At 73.4% G+C, this 25850-nt stretch carries 20 protein-coding genes and 1 pseudogene; 5 read left to right on the forward strand and 16 right to left on the reverse strand.

Features of this window, described 5'->3' with window-relative positions; genetic code table 11:
- Nucleotides 1-52 precede the first annotated feature (52 nt).
- From ABZ794_RS13110 to ABZ794_RS13155, 10 genes are all read right to left on the reverse strand, one after another.
- Complete coding sequence (locus ABZ794_RS13110; protein WP_357515643.1) at nt 53-982, reverse strand: sporulation protein; 930 nt, start codon at nt 980-982, stop codon at nt 53-55.
- Nucleotides 983-1130: 148 nt separating this feature from the next.
- Nucleotides 1131-2195: a hemolysin family protein gene (locus ABZ794_RS13115; RefSeq protein ID WP_210787401.1), complete on the reverse strand. Its 1065-nt coding sequence runs from the start codon at nt 2193-2195 to the stop codon at nt 1131-1133.
- Nucleotides 2192-3547: a hemolysin family protein gene (locus ABZ794_RS13120; protein WP_210787400.1), complete on the reverse strand. Its 1356-nt coding sequence runs from the start codon at nt 3545-3547 to the stop codon at nt 2192-2194. The genes ABZ794_RS13115 and ABZ794_RS13120 overlap by 4 nt, the downstream gene beginning before the upstream one ends.
- Before the next feature lie 208 nt (nt 3548-3755).
- The gene (mnhG, locus tag ABZ794_RS13125) at nt 3756-4115 is read right to left on the reverse strand and encodes a monovalent cation/H(+) antiporter subunit G (RefSeq protein ID WP_210787403.1); all 360 of its coding nucleotides are present in this window, start codon (nt 4113-4115) and stop codon (nt 3756-3758) included.
- A complete protein-coding gene (locus ABZ794_RS13130; RefSeq protein WP_112586633.1) occupies nt 4115-4378 on the reverse strand; it encodes a monovalent cation/H+ antiporter complex subunit F in 264 nt (87 codons plus the stop codon). The genes mnhG and ABZ794_RS13130 overlap by 1 nt, the downstream gene beginning before the upstream one ends.
- Nucleotides 4375-4986: a Na+/H+ antiporter subunit E gene (locus ABZ794_RS13135; protein ID WP_210787399.1), complete on the reverse strand. Its 612-nt coding sequence runs from the start codon at nt 4984-4986 to the stop codon at nt 4375-4377. The genes ABZ794_RS13130 and ABZ794_RS13135 overlap by 4 nt, the downstream gene beginning before the upstream one ends.
- Nucleotides 4983-6488: a Na+/H+ antiporter subunit D gene (locus tag ABZ794_RS13140; RefSeq protein WP_210787398.1), complete on the reverse strand. Its 1506-nt coding sequence runs from the start codon at nt 6486-6488 to the stop codon at nt 4983-4985. Before ABZ794_RS13140 ends, ABZ794_RS13135 begins: the two co-directional genes overlap by 4 nt.
- Nucleotides 6488-6967, reverse strand: a complete 480-nt coding sequence (locus ABZ794_RS13145) for a Na(+)/H(+) antiporter subunit C (protein WP_210787397.1) — start codon at nt 6965-6967, stop codon at nt 6488-6490. The genes ABZ794_RS13140 and ABZ794_RS13145 overlap by 1 nt, the downstream gene beginning before the upstream one ends.
- Complete coding sequence (locus ABZ794_RS13150; RefSeq protein WP_357515646.1) at nt 6964-9798, reverse strand: Na+/H+ antiporter subunit A; 2835 nt, start codon at nt 9796-9798, stop codon at nt 6964-6966. Before ABZ794_RS13150 ends, ABZ794_RS13145 begins: the two co-directional genes overlap by 4 nt.
- A 291-nt stretch (nt 9799-10089) precedes the next feature.
- Nucleotides 10090-10476 carry a hypothetical protein gene (locus ABZ794_RS13155; protein ID WP_210787530.1) on the reverse strand — a complete coding sequence of 129 codons (387 nt, stop codon included), beginning with the start codon at nt 10474-10476 and terminating at the stop codon, nt 10090-10092.
- A gap of 178 nt (nt 10477-10654) precedes the next feature.
- Here ABZ794_RS13155 and ABZ794_RS13160 point away from each other — a divergent pair, with 178 nt between their 5' ends.
- Nucleotides 10655-15325, forward strand: coding sequence for a DEAD/DEAH box helicase (locus tag ABZ794_RS13160; RefSeq protein WP_357515648.1), 4671 nt, complete (start codon nt 10655-10657; stop codon nt 15323-15325).
- Between the two features lie 70 nt (nt 15326-15395).
- On the opposite strand, the gene ABZ794_RS13165 is transcribed toward ABZ794_RS13160, so the two are convergent.
- Nucleotides 15396-15953, reverse strand: coding sequence for a hypothetical protein (locus ABZ794_RS13165; protein WP_357515776.1), 558 nt, complete (start codon nt 15951-15953; stop codon nt 15396-15398).
- Nucleotides 15954-16101: 148 nt separating this feature from the next.
- On the opposite strand from ABZ794_RS13165, the pseudogene ABZ794_RS13170 reads away from it, so the two are divergent.
- Both ABZ794_RS13170 and ABZ794_RS13175 read left to right on the forward strand, forming a co-directional pair.
- Nucleotides 16102-16254, forward strand: a pseudogene (locus ABZ794_RS13170) (SAM hydroxide adenosyltransferase); the annotation flags it as partial.
- Nucleotides 16255-16279: 25 nt separating this feature from the next.
- Nucleotides 16280-16522 carry a CPCC family cysteine-rich protein gene (locus ABZ794_RS13175; protein WP_238671784.1) on the forward strand — a complete coding sequence of 81 codons (243 nt, stop codon included), beginning with the start codon at nt 16280-16282 and terminating at the stop codon, nt 16520-16522.
- Nucleotides 16523-16555: 33 nt separating this feature from the next.
- Here the strand turns inward: ABZ794_RS13175 and ABZ794_RS13180 are convergent, their stop codons facing one another.
- Nucleotides 16556-17818, reverse strand: coding sequence for a hypothetical protein (locus ABZ794_RS13180; RefSeq protein ID WP_357515650.1), 1263 nt, complete (start codon nt 17816-17818; stop codon nt 16556-16558).
- A gap of 109 nt (nt 17819-17927) precedes the next feature.
- Here ABZ794_RS13180 and ABZ794_RS13185 point away from each other — a divergent pair, with 109 nt between their 5' ends.
- Nucleotides 17928-18737 carry a DNA-formamidopyrimidine glycosylase family protein gene (locus tag ABZ794_RS13185; RefSeq protein WP_357515652.1) on the forward strand — a complete coding sequence of 270 codons (810 nt, stop codon included), beginning with the start codon at nt 17928-17930 and terminating at the stop codon, nt 18735-18737.
- 165 nt (nt 18738-18902) lie between these two features.
- Nucleotides 18903-22514: a hypothetical protein gene (locus tag ABZ794_RS13190; protein WP_357515654.1), complete on the forward strand. Its 3612-nt coding sequence runs from the start codon at nt 18903-18905 to the stop codon at nt 22512-22514.
- Nucleotides 22515-22609: 95 nt separating this feature from the next.
- Here ABZ794_RS13190 and ABZ794_RS13195 read toward each other — a convergent pair whose 3' ends face one another.
- The 4 genes from ABZ794_RS13195 to ABZ794_RS13210 form a co-directional block, all read right to left on the reverse strand.
- Complete coding sequence (locus ABZ794_RS13195) at nt 22610-23395, reverse strand: hypothetical protein (protein ID WP_210786496.1); 786 nt, start codon at nt 23393-23395, stop codon at nt 22610-22612.
- 23 nt (nt 23396-23418) lie between these two features.
- Nucleotides 23419-24291 (reverse strand): PspA/IM30 family protein, encoded by an 873-nt coding sequence (locus ABZ794_RS13200; protein WP_210786494.1) that lies wholly within the window; start codon nt 24289-24291, stop codon nt 23419-23421.
- A gap of 198 nt (nt 24292-24489) precedes the next feature.
- Entirely contained in the window at nt 24490-24924 is a 435-nt protein-coding gene (locus ABZ794_RS13205) for a helix-turn-helix transcriptional regulator (protein WP_210786492.1), read from the reverse strand.
- Between the two features lie 219 nt (nt 24925-25143).
- Entirely contained in the window at nt 25144-25653 is a 510-nt protein-coding gene (locus ABZ794_RS13210) for a CinA family protein (RefSeq protein ID WP_238689771.1), read from the reverse strand.
- Nucleotides 25654-25850: the final 197 nt, after the last annotated feature.

The raw sequence follows: 25850 nt of genomic DNA on the forward strand, positions 1-25850 counted from the left end.
GAAACTGCAAGATCGCGAGGGTGAGAAGGCGGGAGAGGGCGGGGCCGAGGGGTCAGGTGCCGTCGCCGCCGGAGCCGCCGCCGCCTACGCCGGTGCCGCCGGCGGTGCCGCCCAGGCCGTAGCCCGGTCGGATCGGCTCGTCGGGGTGGCGGCTGACGTGGGCCGACCCGGCGATCTGCGCGGACCAGTCGGCGTGCGCGGCCGCTGCGGCGTGCCGGTTGATCGCCTGGCGGATCCAGCCGTCCACTGTGGCGACCCAGTCCCGCCGGTCGGCGTCCTCGTGCCAGATCCGGAACCGGCTGATGCTCTGGTGGGTGATTCCGGCCAGCGCCAGCCGGCGATCCATCCAGAGGATCGCCTCCAGGCCCGCCGAGTTGGTCACGAAGATCACCTCCAGCTCGGTGATCGGGCCGGCGTAGAGCGGCCCCACCCAGTAGCCCCAGCGCTGGTGCAGGGGCAGGGTGTGCTCCACCCCTGGCAACCCGCCCTCCAGCAACCCGGACTGGCGGATCATGAAGCCCAGCGTGTCCAGCGCCGCCAGCACGTGCTGCTGGGTGGGGATCGGATGCACGAAGACCGGCACCATGGCCCCCTGGTCAAGGTCGGGGTCGAGCGACACCTCGGTCCGCAGGCCCATCCGCAGGCTCAGCAGCGGCACCCCACCGAAGGTGGTCACCGGGGTCTCCCACGGCAGCGGGAACGCGAAGTCGACCGCCCGCCGCCGACCGGCCGGTACGACGAACCGGCCGGCGATCGGCAGGTGGTGGAACTGCACGAGACGTCGGGCCGCGGCCGGGTCGTCCGGCTCGACAGTGGTGACGAGGCCGAGCCGGATGTGCCGCACCAGCACGTCCTCCGGGCCGGCCGCGACTGTCACCCGCCCGGGCAGGCGCAGGCCCGGGCGGGTACTCGGGTTGGGCAGCGTGGTCTGCACGGAGAGTCCGGTGCCACCGGACTCCGGGGACACTCCCGTCAGCCGCACCGCGCGCCCCCTCCCGGGACGGGGCCCCGGCGGCCCCACCAGGCGCGCCTACCCGGTCGGGGTCGGCTCAAGCCCGCCCGCGTCGAGCGGCGCTGCCATGGGGAGCGTCGACCCGGCCGTACTTCGTCGGTACGGCCGGGTCGACAGGTCAGCGCAACCGACGCCCGCGCGGGACCGTGTCGGTCTCGTCGTCGAACTCCCCGATGACCTCCTCAAGGAGGTCCTCCAGGGCCACGAAGCCGATCGGCCGGGCCGGGCCACCGCCGTTGCGGACCAACGCGAGCTGCGACTGCCGGGCCCGCATCGCCGCCACCGCCTCGGTGACCGAGGACGTCGCGGGCAGCGTGAACGCGGGGGTCATCAGCTCCCCGGCGGTGGCGACCCGGCCGGTGGTGACCACCCGTACCGCCTCCCGGACGTGCACGAGCCCGCACACGTCACCCGCCTCGTCGAGCACCGCGAGCCGGGATCGGCCGCTGTCGCGGCTGACCTCCTCGATCCGCTCGGCCGGGTCGTCCCGTCGGACGGTGACCATGGTGGCGAACGGTTCCATCACCTGCGCCACCGACGTGCCCTGCAACTCCAGCATGCTGGTCAACAGCTGGTGCTGCTCGGCACCGAGCAGCCCGTGCTCTCGGGACTGCTCCAACAGGATCCGCAGCTCGTCCGGGCCGTGCACCTGGGCGAGCTGGTCCTGCTGGTTGACGCCGAACAGCCGCAGGATCGCGTTGGCCAGGGCGTTCAGCGCGGAGAGCACCGGCCGGGAGACCCGGGCGAAGGCGCGGAACGGCAACGCGAGCAGCGTCGCCGAGCGCTCCGCGTCGGTGATCGCCCACGACTTCGGTGCCATCTCCCCCACCACCAGGTGCAGGAAGGTCACCACCCCGAGGGCGAAGACCAGGGCGATCAGGTGACTGGCCGCGTCCGGTAGGCCCACCGCGTGCAGCAGGGGGCTGAGCAGGTGCTCGATCGCCGGCTCGGCCAGCGCACCGAGACCCAGGGTGCACAGCGTGATGCCGAGTTGCGCGCCGGCCAGCATCAGCGACAGCTCGCGGACGCCGTCCAACGCGGCCCGTGCCGCCCGGCCACCGTTCGCCGCCGCCTGCTCCAGGCGGTAGCGCTTGCTGGCCACCAGGGCGAACTCGGCGGCCACGAAGAACCCGTTCAGCGCCAGCAGGATCACCGAACTGAACAGCGCGATCCCGGGGCTCATGCGGTCACCTCAGGTTTGGTCAGCTGCAACCGCACCGAGTCGGCCACGTGCCGGTCCACGGCCAACACCTCGACCAACGCCCGGGGCTCCGCCTCGTTGTCCTCGCCGTCCGCCCCCTCGGGTTGCAGGCTGATCTCCAATCGGTCACCGACCTCGGGCACCCGGCCCAGCTCCCGCATCACCAACCCGGACAGGGTGTCGTACTCGGGGGCCTCGGGCAGGGCGATGCCGGTGCTGTCGGCGACCTCGTCGATCCGCCAACGGGCCGGCACCACCCAGGACCCGTCGTCCTGCCGGGCCGGCGCCCGCTCCGGCGGGTCGTCCTCGTCTCGGATCGGGCCGACCAGCTCCTCGGCGATGTCCTCCAGCGTGATGACGCCGGCGAAGCCGCCGTACTCGTCGACCACGCACGCCATCTGCCGGTGCCCGGCGCGCAGGCGGTCGAGCACCGTGGGCAGGGGCAACGTCTCCGGTACGAGCAGCGGCGGCCCGGCCACCGCGCTCACCGGGGTGGTGGCCCGCTCCCCCGGGGGTACGCCGAGCACGTCGGCGATGCCGACGATGCCGAGCAGGTCGTCGACGCCCTCCGCACCGCGTACCGGGAAGCGGGAGTGGCCGGTGTCCAGCAGCTCGACCACCCGGCTCACCGGTTCGTGCGCCCGGACGGTGTGCACGTCGACGCGCGGCACCATGGCCTCGCCGGCGGTCAGTTCGCGGAAGTCCAGACCTCGGTCGAGCAGCGTGGACATCTCGGCGTCGAGGCTGCCCTCCTCGCGGGACTCGGCGATGATCTGTTCCAGGTCCGCCGGGGTGGCGCCGCTGGGCAGTTCCTCGATCGGCTCGATGCCGATGCGGCGCAGCAGCCGGACCGAGGCCCGGTCGAAGAGCCGGATCAGCGGCCCGGCGACGGCCAGGTAGATCAGGGTGGAGCGGCTCAGCGCCCGGGCCAGTTGCACGGCCCGGGCGATGGCCAGGTTCTTCGGGGCCAGCTCACCGAGGACCATCTGCACGATGGTGGCGATGACCAGTGCCAACGCCACCGACAGCGGCAGGCTGACCGCCTCGCTGACGCCGGCCACGCCGAGCAGGTCGGCGAGACCACCGCCCAGATACGGCTCGGCGACGTAGCCGACCAGCAGCGCGGTGACGGTGATGCCGAGTTGGGCACCGGAGAGCATGAAGGAGAGCCGGCTGGTGACGGTCAGGGCCCGGGCGGCGGCCTGATCGCCGTCATCGGCAAGCTGGCGCAGCTTGCCCCGGTCCACGGCGACGTAGCCGAACTCCTGCGCCACGAAGTAGCCGGTGGCGGCAGTGAGAAGGATGATCAGTAGGAGACCAACGACGATCAACACGGGTCGCTCAGGGCTCCCGGGGTCGTCGGTACGGGGATATGCCGGGCACGACCCGGCTGGCTACTGCTGCCCTCCTGGGCAGAAGAGTCGATCATGCCGTCATTTTATCGGCGCTGGCTGGGACTCCGCTGGGGGTGGGCCGAAGGAGCGGAACGTCCGGTTCAGCGAGCGCCCCGGTTTGTCACGCCGGCCCGCCGCCTGGCGGTCGTCACGCCGGCCCCGCCGGCCCGCCGCCTGGTCCGCGTTCGGCCAGCTCATCGGCGTCGAGCAGGCTCCGGTCGAGCCGCCCCGACCGGTACGCGGCCCGCCCGATCATCTGCGCAGCCACCGGCGCGGTCGCCAACTGGAAGACCGCCACCAGCAGGATCATGCCCAGGTCCGCCGGGGACCGCAGCCGCAACGCGATGCCCAGCAGCAACAGGAGCACCCCGAGCACCTGCGGCTTGGTGGCCGCGTGCATCCGGGACAGCGCGTCCGGGAAACGCAGTACGCCGATCCCGGCGGCCAGGGCGAGCAGGGCGCCGGCCACCAGGCAACCGGCGCCGATCCAGTCCGCGATCGTCGCGATCACTGCTGCTCCCGGACGGCGAAGCGGACCAGCGACACCGAGCCCACGAAGCCGAGCAGGGAGAGCACCACCAGCACGGGCAGCGTGGTGGCGTGCCGGTTGACCGCCGCCTCGGCGCCCACCGCGCCGACCATCGTGGCGAGCAGCATGTCCGCGGCGATCACCCGGTCCACCAGCGACGGGCCACGGTAGAGGCGAGTCAGCGCGAGGAGCGCGGTGACCGACAGCAGTGCGGTGAGGACGACGGCCAGGAAGGTGGTCACGGGCGGGTTCCTTTCTCGGGTGAGGTGACGTCGAGTCGGCGCAGTTCACTGGTGGAGCCGACCGTGCGGACGATTCGCCGCTCGACGGCGAGCGTGCGGGCCCGGGCCACGTCCAGGTCGCCGGGGCCGTGGGTGTCCAGGACGTGCAGGTAGAGCGTTCCGGAGTCCCGGTCCACCTCGAGGACCAGCGTGCCCGGCACCAACGAGACCGCCTCGGCGGTGAGCGCCAGGTTCAGGTCGGTGGACACCCGCAACCGGACCGCGATGATCGCCCCACGCGGTCGGTAGCCGGGCTGCACGGCGATCCGGGCGACGTGCAGGCTCGCGCTGACCAACTCGACGGCGAACCGGCCCACGAACACCAGCAGAGCCCACGGTCGCAACCGGCCACCGAAGCTGACCGCCGGCAGCGGGTAGAACACCAGCACGGCCGCACCGACCAGCAGGCCACCGACCAGGTTGGCCCAGGTGATGTCGCCCCAGAGCAGGTTCCAGACCAGCACCAGCCACCCGAGTGCCACCGCCTGGTCCCGCCAGCGCCCGAGCCGGCCCCGCCCCACCACGGCGGGCCCGGGGGTGTCGGGAGCCGGCTCCGGGGAGCCGGTCACGGCACACCGCCCGGCAGCACCGCACGGACGTACGGGGTGCGCAGCCGCAGGTCCTCGGCCGCGTCGGCGGTGACGTCGAAGAGCGGACCGGCCAGCACTGTCAACGCCAGCCCGATGGCGACCAGAGCCACTGTGGCGCCCACCATCAGCCTCGGCAACTGGACGACCGGCTCGCTGGTGGCCAGCCGGGGCGCGCGCCAGAAGGCGATGTTCCACACCCGGGACGCCACGTACAGGGTGAGCAGGCTGGTCAGGGTGCCGGCCGCGACCAGCACCCCGGGCAGCGGCCCGCCGGCCGCCACCCCGGCCTGGAGCAGGCCGAGCTTGCCGAGGAAGCCGGAGAACGGTGGCACTCCGGCGAGATTCATGGCCGGGATGAAGAAGAGCACGCCCAGCAGCGGCGCCACCCGGGCCAGACCGCCGATACGACGCAGGTCGGTGCTGCCGGCACGCTCCTCGACCAGTCCGGCGACCAGGAACAGCGTGGTCTGGATGGTGATGTGGTGCACCACGTAGAAGATCGCGCCGGAGAGGCCGGCGACGGTGCTCAACGCCACCCCGAAGATCATGTAGCCGATGTGACTGACCAGGGTGAACGAGAAGAGTCGCTTCAGGTCGGACTGGGCCACCGCACCGAGGATGCCGATCACCATGGTCAGCCCGGCGACGACCATGAGCAGGATGTGGGCACGCCCACCGGGAAACAGCAACGTCTCGGTACGGATGATCGCGTAGACGCCCACCTTGGTGAGCAGACCCGCGAAGACGGCAGTGACCGGGGCCGGCGCGGTGGGGTAGCTGTCCGGCAGCCAGGCCGACAGGGGAAAGACCGCCGCCTTGATCGCGAAGGCCAGCAGCAACATCAGCTCCAGGGCCAGTCGGACACCGTCGGGCAGGTCGTCGAGGCGCTGGGCGAGCTGGGCGAGATTGAGCGTGCCGGTGGCGGCGTACACCAGACCGACCGACGTCAGGAAGATCATCGAGGAGAGGATGCTGACCACCACGTACGTCGACCCGGTCCGGATGCGGGTCTCGGTGCCCCCCAGGGTGATCAGCACGAAACTGGCGGCCAGCAGGATCTCGAACCCGACGAAGAGGTTGAACAGGTCACCCGCCAGGAACGCGTTGGTGACGCCGGCGGTGAGCACCAGGTACGTCGGGTGGAAGATCGACACCGGCGAGCTCTCGCTCGTCTCGCTGCGACCCTGGCCGATCGAGTAGAGCAGCACGCAGAGGGTCACCGCCGAGGAGACCACCAGCATCAGCGCGGCCAGTTGATCGGCCACCAGGACGATGCCGACCGGCGCCGGCCACCCCCCGACCGCCACCACCACCGGCCCGTGCCGGTACGCCTGCACCAGCAGCAGCACCGCCACAGTGAGCGTGGCGCCCAGACACAGCACGCTGGTCGCGCGCTGGATTCGGGGCTTCCCGGCCAACAGCAGGGTCAGCGCCGCACCGAGCAGCGGCACCACCACCGGCAGCGGCACCAGGGCGCGCATCACGACTCGTCTCCGCGTCGTAACCGCCGGCGGGCCGGCTCGGGATCGACCTGTTCCGGGTCACCGTTCGGTCCCTCCCCACCACGATCGGCCGCACCGACCTCGTTGCGCCCGGCCCGCCGGATGATCTGCCGGTCCTCCAGGTCGTCGGGCACCTCGTCGTCGCCGGAGAGATACCAGCTGCGGTACGCCACAGCGAGCAGGAACGCGGTGAACCCGAAGGTGATCACGATGGAGGTCAACACCATCGCCTGCGGCAGCGGGTCACTCATCCGCTCCACCGGGCCCGTGCCGACGACCGGCGCCCCGCCGGACCGCCCGCCCAACAGGATCAACAGGTTCACCCCGTTGCCGAGCATGACCACGCCCAGCAGGATCCGGGTCAGGCTGCGCTCCAACAGCAGCATCACCCCGCACCCGACCAGCACCGCGACGGCCAACACCAGCACCAACGTCGGCCCCGCACCGCTCCGCGTCATGCCCGGTCCCCCTTGTCGACGGCCAGCCCGCCGGTGGCCGTTCCGGTGGCCTCGATGTGCCGGTCCACCTCGGCACCGAGGCTGCGCAGGATGTCCAGCACCAACCCGATCACGACCAGGTACACGCCGATGTCGAAGAAGAGCGACGTGACCAGATGGGCGTCGCCGACCAGTGGCAAGGCTCGGTCGACCTTCGCGCTCTCCAACACCGACCCGCCGACCAGCAACGCCACCACGCCACTGCCCACCGCCAGGGCCAGCCCGGCGCCGAGAATCGCGCCGGCGCCGATCGGGGCCGCCTCGGTCAGCTCGTACCGGCCGCCGGCCAGGTAGCGCACCACCAGGGCGAGACCCGCCACCAGCCCGCCGGCGAACCCGCCGCCCGGCGCGTTGTGCCCGGAGAAGAGCAGGAACAGCGAGAACAGCACCACGGTGTGGAAGATCAGCCGGATGACCACCTCCAACACGATCGAGCGGCGTTCCTCGTAGAGGGTGGGGCCTCCGCGCAGCCAGACCGGCCGGCCGCGTCCACTCACGCCCTGCTCGGAATCGGGCCGGCGCGGCCGCGGTCCGGTGCGAGAGCGCTCGAAGATCAGGCTGGCCACCCCGGTCGCGGCCACCACCAGCACCGCCAGCTCGCCCATCGTGTCCCAGGCCCGAATGTCGACAAGGGTCACGTTGACCACGTTGCGGCCGTACCCGTGCGCCACCGCCAGGTCGGGGAAGGCGGCCGAGATGTCCGATGCCCGGCGGGCGCCGACGGCGGTGAGGGCCAACCCGGCGGCGACCAGCCCCGCCGCCGCCCCGATCACCCGACGGGCCCAGCGGGTACGGCGCAGCGGGCGGGCCGAGAACCGCTCCGGCAGGCGACGCAGCACCAGTACGAAGACGGCGATCGTCGCCGTTTCCACCAGAAACTGGGTGAGCGCCAGGTCGGGCGCTCCGTGCAGCACGAACAACATCGCCGTGCCGTAGCCGGTCATGCCCGCCAGCAGCATCGCTGTCAGCCGGCGACGGGCACCGACCGCCAGCACCGCCGCCACCGTGATCACCAGGACGACCACCGGTTGCAGCGCGCTGTCCCAGAGCGGAATCCGCGCCCGCCAGGGGCTGGCGGAGAGCATCGCCGCACCGGGCACCAGCACCAGGGTGACCAGGATGATGCCCAGATACTGCGGCAGTGAGCCACGCTGGGTCGCGCCGGTGACGTCGATGGCCAGCCGGTCGAACCGGCCGATGACCCACTCGTACCCCTGGTTGCCCCCCACCGGTGACCGGAACCGGGCCAGCACCGGGGCGAGCGGCCCACGCACGGCGAAGAGCAGGCCGCCGCCGCCGAGCGCCAGCAGGGACAGGCCGAGCGCCGGGGTCGGCCCGGCCCAGAGCGCCAGGTGCGCGTCGACCCCGCCGAGCAGGTCGGCGTACGGGCGCAACAGGTCGTCCAGCACGCTCGCGGCCGGACCGGCGAGCAGACCGACACCGGCGAGCACCGCGGGCGGGACCAGCAACGACGCGGCGATCGGCCCCGGCGGGACCGGCGCCACACCCGGCCGGTCGGCGAACGCGCCCCAGAGGAAGCGGGCGCTGTACGCGACGGTGAGCACCGTCCCGGCGACCAGGCCGGTGAGGAGCACGGGCTGGTCGGTGAACGCCCCGAACACCGCCTCCTTGGCCACGAAGCCGACCAGCGGTGGCACACCGGCCATCGACGCCGCGGCCAGCACGGCGACCACGAACAGCGGCTGGGACCAGTGCCGCACCCCGGACAACTCGCGCAGGTCACGGGTGCCGGCACCGTGGTCGATGATGCCGACGACCAGGAACAGTGCCGCCTTGAACAGGGCGTGCGCCAGCAGCATCGCGGTGCCGGCCAGCGCGGCGTCCGGGGTGCCCGAGCCGGTCACGGCCACCAGCAGGCCGAGCTGACTGACCGTCCCGTACGCCAGCAGCAGCTTGAGGTCGGTCTGGCGCAGCGCGGCCCATCCGCCGAGCAGCATGGTCGCCACACCGGCGATCTGCACCAGCGGCCGCCACGGGCCGACCGTGGCGAGCACCGGGGCGAGCAGCCCGACCAGGTAGACGCCGGCCTTGACCATGGCGGCGGCGTGCAGGTAGGCGCTGACCGGCGTGGGCGCCGCCATCGCCACCGGGAGCCACGAGCTGAACGGCAGCACCGCCGATTTGGACAGGGCGCCGGCCAGGATCAGCAGCACGGCGCCCACCAGGTACCCGCCGCCGGGCAGCGGCTGCGCGCTGATCTCCGACCAGCGGTAGGTGCCGGCGTGCTCGCCCAGCATGATGAAGCCGACCAGCATGGCGAGGCCGCCCAGCGTGGTGACCGTCAACGCCTGCGCCGCCGCCCAGCGGCTGGACCGCCGTTCGGTGCTGTGCCCGATCAGCAGGTACGAGAAGATCGTGGTCAGCTCCCAGCCGACGTAGAGCAGCAGCAGGTCGTCGGCGAAGACCAGGACGAGCATCGCGCCCGCGAACGCGACCAGGACCGCTGCGAACTGCGCCAGCCCGGTGGAACCGGCACCGAAGTAGCGGGCGCTGTAGACCAGCACCAGCGCGCCGACGCCGCCGATCAGCAGCGTCATCAGCCAGGACAGCGTGGTGAGCCGGAACGCGATGTCGAGGCCCAACTGCCGGATCCACGGGTACGTCTCGACCACCGCCCCGCCGTCGGCGACGGCCGGGGTGCGGGCCACCGCCCAGCAGAACGCGGCGGCCGGCGCGAGCGCCAGCGGGTAGCACGCGCGCGGACCCCACCACCGGACGAGCAGGGGCGCGGCGAGCGCCGCCACGAGATGGAGGATGAGCAGTACCAGCACCTGCGCTCCTGATCGACATGGCCGACGCCCGTGGCAGCGGTGGCGCCTAGCAGCGATCAGACGCCAGTTCCTCCCCCGCCGGGCGGTTTTGCCAGAATTCGCCCCCAAAGCCCCAACCCAGCCCCCGACCCCAGCCCCAGCCCCAGCCCCAGCCCCGACCCCAGCCCCGACCCCAACCCCGACCCCAACCCCGACCCCGACCCCGACCGTTGATCAAGAGGTTTGCGTCACCCGCGCCCGGGTTCCTGACGCAAATCTCTTGATCAACACGGGAGGGGAGGCTGAGCGGCGTTAGCGCAGCAGGGCTTTGTTGAGGGGTTGCGCGTCGTCGGGGGTGGACCGGTCGCGGCGTAGCTCGGCCAGCAGGTCGAGGCGGCCGAGCTGGCGGGCGACCCGGTCGACCACCCGCTCGGCGGCGGTCAGCGACCGCACCGCCAGCAGGCGGCCACGGCTCTCGCGACGGAGCACGAAGTAGTGCACGGCAACGCGGACCTGACCCCGGTCGGCGGCGCTGGCCTGGGCGGTACAGAGAACCATCTCGCGCAGGCAGTGGGCGAGGCGTTCGGCGAGCTCGAGCTCGGGGCCGTGCAGGCCGGCGCGGAGCGCGGCGAGGTGGCTGTCGACCTTGCGAATCAGCACGTCGGTGCCCGGTTCGACGGTGTGCTGCTCGCCGGCCATCAAACCCCCTCACCCCGGTTCGCGTTGCGAGTGAAGTTACTTTATGTTGCTCCTTAGAAGCAAGCAGTTAAGTGAGACTTAACGTATTAAGCGCACGTTCCACGCTTTTTGCTTCTTGCTGGTTCATTCCGTCGAGAGGTCGCTCGTGGATGTCGGACCGGCGGGGCACGATGGACCGGTGACCGGGGCAGACGCAGACGCCGGCGCGGTGCTGGCCGGGTTCGGCCCGGCCACCCGCGCCTGGTTCGACAACGCCTTCGCAGCCCCGACCGCCGCGCAGACCGGCGCCTGGCGATCGGTCGCCGCCGGCCGCAACGCGCTCGTGGTGGCACCCACCGGCTCGGGCAAGACGCTCGCGGCCTTCCTCTGGTCACTGGACCGACTCGCCCGCGAGCCAGCACCGGCCGAGGCCCGCCAACGGTGCCGCGTGCTCTACGTCAGCCCGCTCAAGGCCCTCGCCGTGGACGTGGAGCGCAACCTGCGCGCCCCGCTGGCCGGCATCCGGCAGGCGGCCACCCGGCTGGGCGTCGCACCGCCCGACATCACCGTCGGCATGCGCACCGGCGACACGCCCGCCGACGAGCGACGAGCCTTCGCCCGCACTCCGCCGGACATCCTCATCACCACGCCCGAGTCGCTGTTCCTACTGCTCACGTCCGCGGCTCGCGACTCGCTGCGCGGCGTCCAGACGGTGATCGTCGACGAGGTGCACGCGGTGGCCGGCAGCAAACGCGGCGCCCACCTCGCGCTCTCCCTCGAACGCCTCGACGAGCTGCTGCCCGCCCCGGCGCAGCGCATCGGCCTCTCGGCCACCGTCCGGCCGATCGACGCCTGTGCCCAGTTCCTCGGCGGCGCCCGCCCGGTCGACGTGGTGCAGCCGGCCACCCCGAAGACCATCGAGGTCAGCGTGCAGGTCCCGGTGGAGGACATGACCCGCCTGGACGAGCAGGAGCAACCACCGGAGGACGACCTCGGCGGCCCCGGGCCACGCCGGGCGTCGATCTGGCCGGCCGTGGAGGAACGGGTCTTCACCCTCATCGGGCAGCACCGCTCGACAATCGTCTTCACCAACTCCCGGCGCAGTGCCGAGCGCCTCTGCGCCCGGCTCAACGAGCTGGCAGCCGAGGCGGTCGCCGCATCCGCGTCGGGCGAGGGCGCTATCGGCGTACCGGAGGGGTTGCCGGCCGGCGACGACCCGGCGGGCGACGACGACAGGGCGTCCGGCGCGCAGCTGTGGGGTGGCCCCGCCGGTCCGCTGCGCAACCGGCCGCCGGCCGAGGTGATGGCCCAGTCCGGCGCGGCCACCGGCGCGGCGCCCGTGATCGCCCGCGCCCACCACGGCAGCGTCTCCCGGGAGGAGCGCAAGCACATCGAGGAGGCGCTCAAGTCTGGTCAGCTCCCGGCGGTGGTGGCCACCTCCAGCCTGGAGCTGGGCATCGACATGGGCGCGGTCGACCTGGTGGTGCAGATCGAGGCGCCGCCCAGCGTGGCCGCCGGCCTGCAACGCGTCGGCCGGGCCGGGCACCAGGTGGGCGCGGTCTCGCGGGGGGTGGTCTTCCCCAAGCACCGCGGTGACCTGCTCTCCTGCGCGGTGGTCGCCGAGCGGATGACCGCCGGTGCCATCGAAGAGCTGCACTACCCGCGCAACCCACTGGACGTGCTGGCCCAGCAGATCGTCGCGATGGTGGCGCTGGAGCCGTGGACGCTCGGCGACCTGGCCGTGCTGGTCCGCCGGGCCGCGCCCTTCGCCGAGCTGCCCGACTCGGCGCTGCACGCGGTGCTCGACATGCTCTCCGGCCGCTATCCGTCCACGGCATTCGCCGAGCTGCGCCCCCGGCTGGTCTGGGACCGGGCCACCGACCTGCTCACCGGCCGCCAGGGAGCGCAACGCCTCGCGGTGACCAGTGGCGGCACGATCCCCGACCGGGGCCTGTTCGGGGTCTTCCTGGCCGGCGCCGAACGGGCCGCCCGGGTCGGCGAGCTGGACGAGGAGATGGTCTACGAGTCCCGGGTCGGCGACGTCTTCCTGCTCGGCTCCTCCTCCTGGCGGATCGAGGAGATCACTCCGGACCGGGTGCTGGTCTCGCCCGCCCCGGGGCAGGCCGCGCGCATGCCGTTCTGGAAGGGCGACCAGCTGGGTCGGCCGGTGGAGCTGGGCCGGGCCATCGGCGCCCGGGTGCGCACCCTGCTGCGCCAGACCGACGAGGCCGCCCTGGCCGCGCTGCGCGACGGCGGGCTGGACGACTGGGCCGCCGGCAACCTGATGGCCTACCTGCGCGAGCAGCGCGAGGCCACCCGCTCGTTGCCCGACGACCGCACTGTCGTGGTCGAGCGGTTCCGCGACGAGCTGGGTGACTGGCGGCTGGCCGTGCACAGCGTGCTCGGTGCCCGGGTCAACGGGCCGTGGGCCCTCGCGGTGGGCCGCCGGCTGGCCGAGCGGTACGGGGTGGACGCCCAGGTGATGCCCTCCGACGACGGCATCGTGGTGCGACTTCCGGACACCGCCGACGAGCCTCCCGGCGCCGATGTGGTGGTCTTCGAGCCCGACGAGATCACCCAGCTCGTGGAGGAGTCGGTCGGCACGTCCGCCCTCTTCGCCGCCCGTTTCCGGGAGTGCGCCGCCCGGTCCCTGCTGTTACCGCGCCGCGACCCGCGCCGCCGCCAGCCGCTCTGGCAGCAACGGCAACGCGCCGCGCAACTGCTCGACGTCGCCCGCGAGTACGCGGACTTCCCGGTCACCCTGGAGGCTGCCCGGGAGTGCCTCCAGGACGTCTTCGACCAGCCGGCGCTGGCCGGGTTGATGCGCGACCTGGCCACCCGCAAGGTGCGGCTGGTCGAGGTGGAGACCAGCGCGCCGTCGCCGTTCGCGCGGTCGCTGCTCTTCGGCTACGTCGGCGCGTTCCTCTACGAGGGCGACGCCCCGCTGGCCGAGCGCCGCGCCGCCGCACTGGCCCTCGACTCCACGCTCCTCGGCGAGCTGCTCGGCCGGGTCGACCTGCGGGAGTTGCTCGACCCGGCGGTGCTCACCGAGACCGACCGGCAGCTGCGGTGGCTGACCGAGCAGCGCCGCCCCCGCGACGCCGAGGACGTCGTCGAGCTGCTGCGGGTGCTCGGTGACCTGAGCGACGCCGAGTTGACCGAGCGGGGTGTGCCGGAGACGTGGCTCAGCGAGCTGGAGGCCACCCGCCGGGTGCTGCGGGTCCGGATCGCGGGCGAGCAGCGCTGGGTGGGCGTCGAGGACGCGGCCCGTCTGCGCGACGCCCTTGGCGTGGCGCTGCCGATGGGGGTGGCCGAGGCGTACCTCGCCCCGGTGGCCGACCCGCTCGGTGACCTGGTGGCCCGCTACGCCCGCACCCACGGGCCATTCGCCGCGGCCAGCTGCGCGGCCCGCTTCGGGTTGGGCGTGTTCGTCGTCGAGCAGGCGCTGCGCCGGCTCGGCGCCACCGGGCGGGTGGTCTCCGGGGAGTTCACCCCGGATTCGGCCGGCGCCCAGTGGTGCGACGCCGAGGTGCTGCGGATGCTGCGCCGCCGCTCCCTCGCCGCGCTGCGCCGGGAGATCGAGCCGGTGCCACCCCGGGCGCTGGCGACGTTCCTGCCGCGTTGGCAGCAGGTCGGCTCGTCCGCCCGAGGTGTGGAGGCGCTCGCCGCCACCGTGGAGCAGTTGCAGGGCACCGCGGTGCCGGCGTCCGCGCTGGAGCGGTTGGTGCTGCCCGCCCGGGTCGCGGACTACTCCCCCGCCCAACTCGACGAGCTGTGTGCCAGCGGGGAGGTGCTCTGGGCGGGTTCGGGCGCGATCTCCGGGGGCGACGGCTGGGTCACCCTGGCGTACGCGGACGCCGCGCCGCTGCTGCTCCCGCCGCCCGACGAGGCGTTGACCCGTACCCCGCTGCACGACGCGGTGCTCGACGCGCTCGGCGACGGGCAGGCGCTCTTCTTCCGCCCGCTGGCCGACCGGGTCGGCTCGACCGACGACGCCGCGTTGACCGGGGTGATCTGGGACCTGGTCTGGGCCGGGCACCTCAGCAACGACACCCTCGCCCCGCTGCGCGCGGTGCTCGGCGCCGGCGGCGCGCACCGCTCGCGGCCGTCCGCGCCCCGCACCCGTTACCGGCGGCCCGGTCGGGTGGCGCTGCCGACCCGGGGTGGCCCGCCGACGGTCGCCGGCCGCTGGTCACGTCTCCCGGAGCGGGACCTCGACCCGACCCGGCGCGCCGCCGCGCTCGCCGACCTGCTGCTGGAGCGGCACGGGGTGGTCACCCGGGGCGCGGTGATGGCCGAGCAGGTGGTCGGCGGGTTCTCGGCGGTCTACCCGGTGTTGTCGGCGCTGGAGGAGCGCGGCGCGGCCCGCCGGGGTTACTTCGTCGAAGGGCTCGGGGCGGCGCAGTTCGCCGTACCCGGTGCGGTGGACCGGCTGCGCGCGCTGGCCGAGCCGACCGACGGCGCCCGGGGTCGGGGCGCGGTGGCCACAGTGCTCGCCGCGACCGACCCGGCCAACCCGTACGGCGCGGCGCTGCCCTGGCCGGAACGGGTGGTCGACTCCGGCGACGGTGCCACCCCGGCGACCGGGCACCGGGCCGGTCGCAAGGCGGGCGCCCTGGTGGTGCAGGTCGGCGGCGACCTCGTCCTCTACGTCGAACGCGGCGGCCGAACGCTGCTGTCCTTCATCGACGACACCGACACGCTCGCCGCGGCCGGCAAGGCGCTCGCCGACGCCGTCCACTCCGGGGCGTTGGGCGCGATGTCGGTGGAGCGCGCCGACGGCGAGGCGGTGCACTCGTCGCCACTGCGGGACGCGCTGACCGCCGCCGGCTTCCGGGCCACGCCCCGCGGCCTTCGCCTGCGCGGCTGACCTTCATGACTCACAGGTATACCGCTCCGAAGACGGACATGCCCCGGCCGTGGACGCCACGGGCCGGTGCTCAGCCCAGGCCGTCGAGGACCTTCTCGTAGCGGGGCCGGTCGGCGGCCGGGGTCGTCGCCTCCAGGTAGTTCAGCACCACCGCGCCACGCCGGTACGACTGGCCGCCCCAGGTCTCCGCGATGTCGCTGGCGCTGGTCTCGTCCGGGAAGACGTAGACGGTGACGGCGTCGGTGGCCATCAGCTCGGAGCAGCCCAGGCCGAGGCCGTCCGGCCCACAGTCGACCGAGCGGTCCTTCGGGCGCGGCACCTTCAGGCCGGCGGCCCGGAAGGCGTCGACGACCTGCTTCGCGCCGGGCGCACTGGCCGGGCGCTTGGGCAGCACCACCGGCGGCGGGCTGGCCGGCCGCCGCTGCGTCGTGCCCTGTGCGGCGGCGGAGGGCGGGCTCGCGCCGTCGGCACTGGGTGCGGCTTGGGGCGTCGGCAGGCCGGTCGAGGCCGCCTCGGACGAGACGGACGGGGGCGCGGTCGGGCTGCCGTCGTCGTCACTGCCACAACCGGCGCTGAGGGCGACGGCGACCAGCAGGATTCCGACTGCGGGGAGGTTCCGAGTTGTCACCAGGGCAGTCTGCCCAACGTCCTCCGGCGGCGGGAGGGGCCGGTCGGCCACTGCGCTGTCCCGTATCCGCCAGCACGCCCCGGTTCTACTGGCCTGCGGGCATGTCCGCAGTGCCCTGGATCTCGCTGACCACCGACTACGGCCTCACCGACGGCTTCGGCGGACCTTCGGCGACGCCCCGGCCGGTGGCCTGGTGGCGTACGTCGATTCGGCCGGTCTGGTCGCTGTCGCCGTCAACGGCGGGCGGGCCGCGGACCTCCTCGCGGCCCGCCCGGGGGACCTCCTGCGGGTATCGGGCTGATGTTCGACTGTGGAATGCTTCTCCGGTGGGTGAGCATGTGGTTCCTGTGGGCTGTCCCTGCTGTGCATCCCGGACCGGCGGGGGGACCTGCCCCGTCTGTTTCTGGACCGACGACGGCCAGACCGACGCCGACGCCGACGCCGTCCGGGGTGGCCCGAACGGCGACCTGAGCCTCACGCACGCTCGACTCAACTATGCCGTCTACGGTGCCAGCCACCCGCGCTACCAGGACATGGTGCGTACGGCTCGCCCCGACGAGCGCCCCTGACGTTGACGGGGCGCCCGACGGGGTGAGCGTGGCTCAGCAGACCGGCACGCTTCCGCCGTACACGCTGGAGATGTACGCGTGGCTGACGTACTGGCCGCTGGCCAGACGGTTCCAGCGGGTGGTGGTCCGGTAGGGGCCGGCGACCGACTGACCGGTGACGTAGCACTGGATCGGCACGTGGGCCAGCCGGGCGGCGAGGCCACGCGTCGCGTACGACGTGCTGGCCCCGGTGCGGATGTTGAGCGGCCCGTCACCGACCACGCCGCGCGGCCCGCCTCCGGTCCACAGGTAGGCGACGTCCACCCAGGCGTTGGTGGTCAGCCGCAACCCGTCCCAGAACGTGCCGTCGGCCAGGTCGATGCCGGCCGGGTTGAGCACGGTCCGCCCGAACTGGTCCCGACCGCCGTTGTAGCCGGACTGGTACGCGGCCTGCGCCTCGGGCCGGCCCTGCGGCAGGTTCTTCCAGTTCTCCCGGACCGATGAGGGGTTCCAGTAGTCGTCGCGGGTGTTCCACGGCCCGACGTCCCAGACCGGGGCGTACTCGCAGCGGGAGCCGCTGGTGGTGCAGACCCGCACTGTGTAGTCGCCGGTGTTGAGCGGGGAGAGCCCTCGCCGCGACGGTAGCGCCGCGAAGTGGTCCCGGGGTTGCACGGTACGGCCGTTGGCGGTCAGCTCACCGACCAGCCCGATGCGGGTGGCGTACACCCGGTAGGTGCGGCCGGGCGTGGCGGCGGAGACGGCGGCGTTCGCGTCGGCGGTGAGCCGCACGCCCCGTACCGTCGCCGTGGCGCCCCCGTCGGGGGCGGTGAGCACCACCCGGGTCTGCACCCGGGTGACCGGCCGGTCGAAGACCGCGCCGGTGGTGGCCGCCCGCCACTCCGTCCAGCCGGCGGCCCGCCAGCCGCGGACCTGCGCCTCAACTGTCGCCCCGGCCGGAACCGCGGCGTTGATCTCGGCACGGACCCGGGTCGCCGGCCGGGCGAGGGTGCGGGGAGCGGTCAGCAGCATGCCCTCGGCGACCGCGCTGTGCGGGCTGCGGGCGCCGCGCCCGTTGGACCGGGCCTCCCGCAGGCGTAGGCCGGCGCCGGTACGCCGGACGTTGACATCGTCGCGGTCGACGATGGTGAGGTCGGCGCTCCACCGTTCGTCGCCGGGCGCGGCGGCGACGAGAGTGACCGGAGCGCCGCTGGGTGCGGCCGGGGCAGGACCGGTCGTGGATAGGAGTGCTGCGGTGAGCAGGAGGGCGAGGGTGGCGATGAGGGCGACGGATGGGATACGACAACAGGGTCGCGTCATGGGCATTCTCCTCAGAACCCCCTGACCTTCGCATGTCAGGAGATCAGGAGGAACCTGAGTACAAATAGCGACACATGCGAATCTTGCTCGAAAGAGGGAGGATGGCAGGGTGCCCGAAGGCGACACCGTCTGGAACACCGCGCGCGTGCTGCACCGCGCGCTGGCCAGCGCGCGGATCACCGGCAGTGACTTCCGGGTGCCGCAGCTGGCGACCACTGACCTCACCGACTGGACCGTCCGCGAGTCGGCCAGCCGGGGCAAGCATCTGCTGCTGCGGCTCGACGCCCCCACCGAGGAGCACTGGACCCTGCACTCCCACCTGCGGATGGACGGCGCCTGGCGGGCGTACGCCCCGGGGGAACGCTGGAGCGGCCGGCCCGCGCACCTGATCCGGGTGGTGCTGCGCAGCCCCGGCGCTGTCGCGGTCGGCTACCACCTGCACGACCTGACCCTGGTGCCGACCGCCGAGGAGGAGCAACTGGTCGGCCACCTCGGCCCCGACCTGCTCGGCTCCGACTGGGACCCGGCCGAGGCGGTCCGTCGGCTCGCCGAGCACCCGGAACAGAGCATCGGCGAGGCGCTGCTCGACCAGCGCAACCTGGCCGGCGTGGGCAACCTCTACAAGTGCGAGGTGCTGTTCCTGCGGGGCGTGTCACCGTGGACCCCGGTCGGCGGGGTGCCCGACCTGCCGGGCCTGGTGGCCCTCGCACAGCGGCTGCTCGCCGCCAACCGGGGCCGGTGGACGCAGAGCAGCACCGGCTCACTGCACCGGGGGCAGACCAGTTACGTGTACGGCCGCCGCGCCCAGCCCTGCCGCCGCTGCGGCACCGCGATCCGCAAGGAGGAGCTGGGCGAACGGGTCACCTACTGGTGCCCGGTCTGCCAGCCCGAGCGTCCGGGTCCGTCGCCAACCGGCTGACCAGGCTCTCGCCAGACGGGAGCCATGGCAGAAACGGACGATTGGGTAATTCCTAACCGGCCGCCGGAGTCGCATGCTGCGGTTGAGCGCTCACCGACCGTCAGCAGAGTGCCGGGGTCCCCCACGCCGGGGTGGCGGACCTCGCGCCCCGAACCGGGGAGAGTCATGGCGATGTTCCGCAGACTCCGCTCCACCTTCTTCGAGCGGACCACCCGCGACACCGACGCCGAGGACAGGGCGGCGTCCCTGCCGGCCCCGCGTACCGCCGAGGAGGCCGTTGTCACGTCGAGCCTGGACCCGGCCGTCGTGCCCCGCTACTTCGGTCCGGTGCCGAACTTCGCCCACAGCCCCCGTCCGACGCGGGACCCCGACGGACGGGTGGTGGCCGGCACCGGGCTGCGCAAGTTCGTCGACCCACTGCCCCTCCCGGGCCGGCCGGGCCCCGGCGACCTCGGCAGCCACCTGCCGGTGGCGGTGCCGGACACCATCAGCTATCCGGGCTGCGACTACTACGAGATCGGCCTGCAGGAGTACGCCCAGCGGCTGCACCGGGACCTGCCGGTCACCCGGCTGCGCGGCTACCGGCAACTCAACCTGGGCACCGACCCGGCCGGACACAACACGGTGGCGCCGCCGGAGCGGCAGTGGCACCTCGGGCCGATGATCCGCGCCCGTCGGGGTCGACCGGTCCGGGTGAAGTTCATCAACCAACTCCCCACCGGTCGGTCCGGCGAGCTGTTCCTGCCGGTCGACGACACCATCGAGGGGGCCGGCCCTGGCCCACTGGACGGACCGGCGCCGTACCCGCAGAACCGGGCCGTGCTGCACCTGGCCGGGGCGCAGACCGGCTGGACCAGCGCGGGCAACCCGGGGCAGTGGATAACCCCGGCCGGGGAGATCACCCCGTACCCGACCGGGCCCGGCCTGACCCACGTGCCGGACATGCCGGAGCCCGGAGTCGGCGCCACCACGCTCTACTTCCCGAACGAGCAGAGCGCCCGGCTGCTGTGGTTCCACGACAACACCCTCGGTCTGGCCCGGCTCACCGTCTACGGCGGACAGCTCGCGCTCTACCTGCTCACCGACCCGGCCGAGGACCAACTCGTCGCCGACGGGGTGCTGCCGGCCGACCAGGTGCCGTTGGTGATCGAGGACAAGACGTTCGTTCCGGACGACACCCAACTCGCCGCCGAGGACCCGACCTGGGACCGGGAACGATGGGGCGCCCGCGGCAGCCTCTGGCACCCGCACGTCTACCAACCCCGGCAGAACCCGTACTCCTCCGGCGGACGCAACCCCACCGGCCGGTGGGACTACGGGCCCTGGTCCCGCAACCCCACCCCGGACGACGCCCACGCCGACGGCTGGGTGCCGAACCCGTACCACGACCCGGTCGACGCGCCGGACGAGCCGCCGCTGAGCCCCGGCGTACCGCACCCGTCGGCCGTCCCCGAGGCGTACGGCGACACCCCGGTCGTCAACGGCGTCGCCTACCCGTACCTGGAGGTGCGGCCACGCGCGTACCGGTTCCGGATCCTCAACGCCTGCCTGGACCGCAGCCTCAACCTCCAGCTCTACCGCGCCTGCTCCGACGCGGCGATGTGGACTGCCGACGGTGCGCTCGCCGACCCCGACGCCGGTGAGGTGCCGATGGTGCCCGCCGCGCGGGCGGCGGACCGTCCGGCCGGGTGGCCGACCGACGGACGCGACGGCGGTGTGCCGGACCCGCGCGCCGCCGGCCCGGAGTTCATCCAGATCGGCAACGAGGCCGGCCTCCTGCCGGCACCGGTGGTGCTGCCGAACCAGCCGATCGGCTACCGCTACGACCGGCTGGACCCGACAGTGCTGAACGTCGACGGACACACAGTGCTGCTCGCCCCGGGCGAACGGGCCGACGTGCTCGTCGACTTCTCCGCCCTGCCGCCGGGCAGCACGCTGATCCTCTACAACGACGCTCCGGCCCCGCTGCCCGGCTTCGACAGTCGCTACGACCAGCACACCGACGCCCCGGACCGCAGCGCCGAGGGTGGCCCGCCCCGGACCGAACCGGGGTACGGCCCGAACACCCGCACCGTGCTCCAGTTCCGGGTCACCGGGACGCCCGAGTCGCCGTACGACCTGAGCCGGCTGCGCGAACGGCTGCCCCTGGCGTACGCGGCCAGCCAGCGCCCGCCGATCGTCCCGCAGCCGGCGTACGACCCGGCGTTCGGCACCCGGACCCCGGCGCAGACGACGGTGCCGGTGCACGCCACCACTGTGACGTTCACGCCGACGGCCGGCACCGGCCCGGTGACAGTGCCGATCGCGGTCAAGGCCGCACAGCAGATCTTCGAGCCGGACCACGGCCGGTCGGCGGGCCGGCTCGGCGTCGGGCACCCACACGCCGGGCCGCTCAACCCGACGACGCTGCCGCTCGGTGCTACCGACCCGGTCACCGAGGTGCTCTTCGCCACCGACCCCGCCGTGCCGGTGGGCTCCCCCACCGACGGCACGCAGCTCTGGCGGATCAGGGGCAACGTCCGACAGACCGAGCCGTTGCACATCGCCGGCTGCGACGTGCAGGTGATCAACCGGGTTGGCTGGGACGGCACGCTGCGACTCCCGCACGGCACCGAGCTGGGCTGGAAGGGGGTCGTCCGGGTCAACCCCCGGGAGGACGTGGTGGTGGCGCTGCGCCCGGTCGCGCCGGCGCTGCCGTTCAAGCTGGGCGACAGCGTCCGGCTGCTCGACCCCTGTCGGCCGGCCGGAGCGCGGACCGGGTCGACGCCGGTCAGTCCGATCGACGGGCGACCGGCCACTGTGGTCAACCAACTGGTCAACCTGGGCTGGGAGTACCGCTGGCACAGTCAGCTCGCCGGCCACCGCGACGGCGGGATGAGCCGGCCGCTGGTGCTGCGGGTGGCGCCGAAGGCGCCGACCGGGCTGACGGCCACACCGGTGCCCGGCTCGGCCACCGCGCTACCCGCGATCGCGCTGGCCTGGACCAGCAACGGCGGACGACCGCCCGCCACCAGCCACGTGCTCCAACGGGCCACCGACGCGACATTCGGCGGCGAGGTCACCACGATCACCGTCGCGGCCGCCGCCTCCCGCTACACCGACGCGACAGTCACCCCGGGGGTGACCTACCACTACCGGATCCGGGCCGAGAACGCGGTCAGCTACTCGTCCTGGTCGAACGGGGTACCCGCCTCGGTGCACCTGGCCGCGCCGAGCGGTCTGGTCGCGACGCTCCCGCCGGCCGCCCCGCTGCGCGTGGCGCTGCGCTGGACGAACCGCTCGTTCGCCACCGGCATCGACGTGCAGCGGGCCACCAACCCGACGTTCACCAGCGGTCCGGGCACCACGGCGATCGGGGTCGGCGACAACCACCTGGACGCGACGGTGGCACCGGACACCACGTACTACTACCGGGTGCGGACCACCTACCTGGGCTCCGCCTCGGCGTGGTCGACTGTCGCCACCGTGACCTCGCCACCCGCACCGGGAACCCCCAACGGGGTGAGCGCCACCGCCAGCGCACCGGGGCCGGACACCGCGACGGTGATCCTGGCCTGGGAGGCGAGCACACCCGGCGGCCCGGGGTCCGGGTTCATCGTGCAGCGGGCACTCGACCCGGCCTTCGAGCAGGAGACGGCCACCTTCACTGTCACCGGCCGCGGCTTCACCAACACGGGGTTGGCCCGGGGCATGACGTACCACTACCGGATCCGGTCGTTCAACGTCGTGGGCACCTCGCCGTACACCGCCCCGATCCTGGTGACGACACCACAGTGACCGGCCCAGGCTCCGCGCGGTGTCGCGGTACGTGCGCCGTCGGCGCGGTGTCGCGGTACGTGCGCCGTCGGCGCGGTGTCTCGCGGCGGGCGCCGTCAGCGCGTCGGCGCGCGCAGCGGGGTGCCGACGGCCCGCAGCTCGGCAAGCGCCCCGGCGACCCCGTGCAGCAGGTCGGTCGCCTCGGTGAGCCGGTCGGCGGCCGGGTGGGCGGTCTCCGGTCGGGAGTCCTCGGCCAGGTAGCCGGCGGCGGCGACCACCAGCCGTTCGTACGCGGCCACCCCGCCCTCCAGTTGAGCGGTCAGCGCGGCGTGCGCCTCGGCCAGCGGCGGCCGGGCGTCGGCAGGGGCCAACCGCAGCGCGCGTTCGACACCGGCCACCCGCGCGGCCAGGTCGCGCAGCGACCGGTCGGCGGCGGCGGCCTCCAGCACCGCGGGCTCGGCCAGCCCGGTGAGCCGGGGAGCCATCCCGGCCAGGGTGAGCGCCGCCCGGTCCAGTCGGGCCCACTGCTCTCCGGCGCTGGTGCCGCGCAGCGCGATCCGGGAGCGGACCCGGCGCACCTCGGCCAGCACGCCCGGGCCGACCGGCAGCCGCTCGACGGCGGCGATCAGTCGGGCCCGCGACCGGGCCGCCGCCTCGGCCGGGGCGAGCGCGGGGGGCGCCGGCTGGGCGGCCAGGGCGCGCACGTCGATCCAGCGCCAGGCGGCGAGCGCCACAGCGCTGCCAGCGGCGCCGGCCCAGGCCGCGTCGGGCAGACCAAGGCCGGCGTACGGAGTCAGCACCACCGCCGCGCCGCCGAGCCCACCGGCCAGCACGCTCCACCGTCGGGCCGACCGGCGAAGCCGACCCAGCCTCCGGAAGTACCGTGTCCGCTCGTCTGCCACAGTGACCCCCTCGATCCGGTCGTTCAGCCGGCGGCGGTCGGGTCGCCGGTGCCCCGCTCGCGAGCCATGCTGGCGCGCAGCTCGTCCAACCGGGCGGCGGCCGTCGGGTCGTTGGCCGGGCCGGTCTTCTCGGATTGCGGCACGGCCGGTCGCTGCGCCGCGCCGCCGAGCTGCTCCCCCGCCATGCTGGACCGGATCTGCTCCAACCGGGCGGAGCCGGCCGAGTCGATCGTGGCCTTCTGAATTTCCAACATACGGCCCTCGACGGAGTTGCCGGCCAGTTCGGCGCGACCCATCGCGTTGGCGTACCGCCGCTCGATCCGGTCGCGCACCTCGTCCAGCGACGGGGTGTTGGTGGGCGCGGTCAGCGACGACATCGACTCCAGCGAGCGGGCCACCGTCTCCTGCATCTTGGCCTGCTCCAGTTGGCTGAGCAGCTTGGTGCGCTCGGCGAGCTTCTGCTGGAGGATCATCGAGTTGTTCTCGACCGCTCGGCGGGCCTGGGCGGCGGCGCCCAGCGCCTGGTCGTGCAGGGTCTTCAGGTCCTCGGTGGCCTGCTCGGCGGAGACGAGCTGGCTGGCCAAGGTCTGCGCGGACTGCTCGAACCGCACCGCCTCGGCCTCGTCGCCCTTGGCCCGGGCCTGGTCGGAGAGCACCAGGGCCTGCCGGGCGTTGCCCTGCAACCGCTCGACCTCGGTCATCTGCCGAGACAGCTTCATCTCCAACTGACGCTGGTTGCCGATCACCGCGGCAGCCTGCTGAACCAGCGCCTGGTGCTGCCGCTGGGCATCCTCGATGGCCTGCTGGATCTGCACCTTGGGATCGGCATGCTCGTCGATCTTCGCACCGAAGAGCGCCATCAGGTAGTTCCAACCCTTGACGAACGGGTTCGCCATCTCCGCGGTATCCCCTCAGTAGCGTCGCTCCACCACGGCCGGGCCGGCTGGACCGACCGACCATGACCGGCCGGTCTCCATCGTCCCAGCCGAACGCCAATGAGGCATCCGTACCGGGCGGTCGACAGCACCGGCGGCTCCTGCGAGCAACCCTACGCGGCCGGGGCCAGCCCGCCCATGGTCAACTGGATCGGCGGCTCAGGCCGCGCAGACCACGTCCCGGTCGCGCTCGGTCGGGCGGACCCGGGTGCTGCGCAGGGTGGCCTTGAGCGGCGATTCCTGGCGGACCGAGACAGCGACCTTGCCGTCGGAGGTGACCTGACGGACACCCCGGTTGGTGCTCTTGGCGGCGGCGTCGGCCGGCTCGTCCTGCATCGAGACGAGCACCCCGGGCATCTGCTCGGCGAGCGCCACGGTGTCGCTCACCTCACGCAGCAGCTCGGAGAGGCGGGCACCGAGGGCGTCGCAGATCGCGGCGAGCAACTCGCTCGACGGTTCCTTGTGCCCGCGCTCGATCTCGGAGAGGTAGCCGAGGCTGACGTTGGCGGCGGTGGAGACCTCACGCAGCGTGCGCTGCTGGCCCTGCCGACGCGCTCGCAGTGCGTCACCGATCACCCGGCGTAGCAGGATCATCGCACCTCCCCCCTGAGGGATACCTCGCGCCCGCCGCTGGGCAGCCGGTCGCGGCGGACCGCGCCGACCCCGAACGTCGGAGCCTTCCCGCAACCGTACCCGTTGCGGGCCCGAGCGACATCCCGCCCCGCCCGTCGGTTCGTCGGGACGGGCTCACCGGGGCACGCCGCCGCCCGTGTGGCGTCGGCTCGGTGGCTCTGATCGCTTCGGCGGTGGCGTTCACGAGGTTGCGGCGGCCAGCCGCTCGGAAAGCAGCCGCAACGCCTCGACCACCGCCTCCGCTCGGACATGGTCCCGCCCGCTGCCCAGGTGGAGCTGGCGGACCTCGCCGCCGTTCGGACCGGCGACCGCGACGTAGACCAGGCCCACGGGTTTCCCGTCCTGCGGCTCCGGGCCGGCGACCCCCGTGGTGGCCAGCCCCCAGTCCGCGCCGCACCGCTGCCGGCCGCCCTCGGCGAGCGCCGCCGCCACCTCCGGGTCCACCGGCCCTCGCTCGGACAGCAGGTCGTCCGGTACGCCAGCCAGCGTCGCCTTCAACTCGGTGGCGTAGACCACGAGGCCACCCCGGTAGACCCCGCTGACCCCGGCGATGTTCACGATCGAAGCGGCGAGCGACCCACCGGTGAGCGATTCGACAGTGGCCAGGGTTTCGTGCCGCTCGGCCAGCCGGTGCACGACGCCCGCCGCCGCTCTGCCCACCTCGGCACCGTCCACCTCAGCGCCATTCACCCCGGCACCACCCGCCCCAGGACCATTCACCCCGGCACCGCCCGCCCCGCCACCGTTCACCGACACCCCAACCTCCGTCGCACCAACCAGTCCTTCCCCACCCACCAATCCCCAACCCCGACGCCCGACCCAATCGCGGCGATCATGGAGTTGGTGTCACGACACGCCGTTCCGACCGGCGATAACTCCATGATCGA

The organism is Micromonospora sp. NPDC047187 (assembly GCF_040643355.1).
GTDB lineage: Bacteria > Actinomycetota > Actinomycetes > Mycobacteriales > Micromonosporaceae > Micromonospora > Micromonospora salmantinae.

Coding starts and splice junctions, on each gene's coding strand:
- ABZ794_RS13115 (WP_210787401.1), bottom strand. CDS start 2,195: ATGAGCCCCGGGATCGCGCTGTTCAGTTCGGTGATCCTGCTGGCGCTG.
- ABZ794_RS13140 (WP_210787398.1), bottom strand. CDS start 6,488: ATGCGCGCCCTGGTGCCGCTGCCGGTGGTGGTGCCGCTGCTCGGTGCG.
- ABZ794_RS13145 (WP_210787397.1), bottom strand. CDS start 6,967: ATGACGCGGAGCGGTGCGGGGCCGACGTTGGTGCTGGTGTTGGCCGTC.
- ABZ794_RS13155 (WP_210787530.1), bottom strand. CDS start 10,476: ATGGCCGGCGAGCAGCACACCGTCGAACCGGGCACCGACGTGCTGATT.
- ABZ794_RS13180 (WP_357515650.1), bottom strand. CDS start 17,818: ATGACGCGACCCTGTTGTCGTATCCCATCCGTCGCCCTCATCGCCACC.
- ABZ794_RS13190 (WP_357515654.1), top strand. CDS start 18,903: ATGGCGATGTTCCGCAGACTCCGCTCCACCTTCTTCGAGCGGACCACC.
- ABZ794_RS13200 (WP_210786494.1), bottom strand. CDS start 24,291: ATGGCGAACCCGTTCGTCAAGGGTTGGAACTACCTGATGGCGCTCTTC.
- ABZ794_RS13205 (WP_210786492.1), bottom strand. CDS start 24,924: ATGATCCTGCTACGCCGGGTGATCGGTGACGCACTGCGAGCGCGTCGG.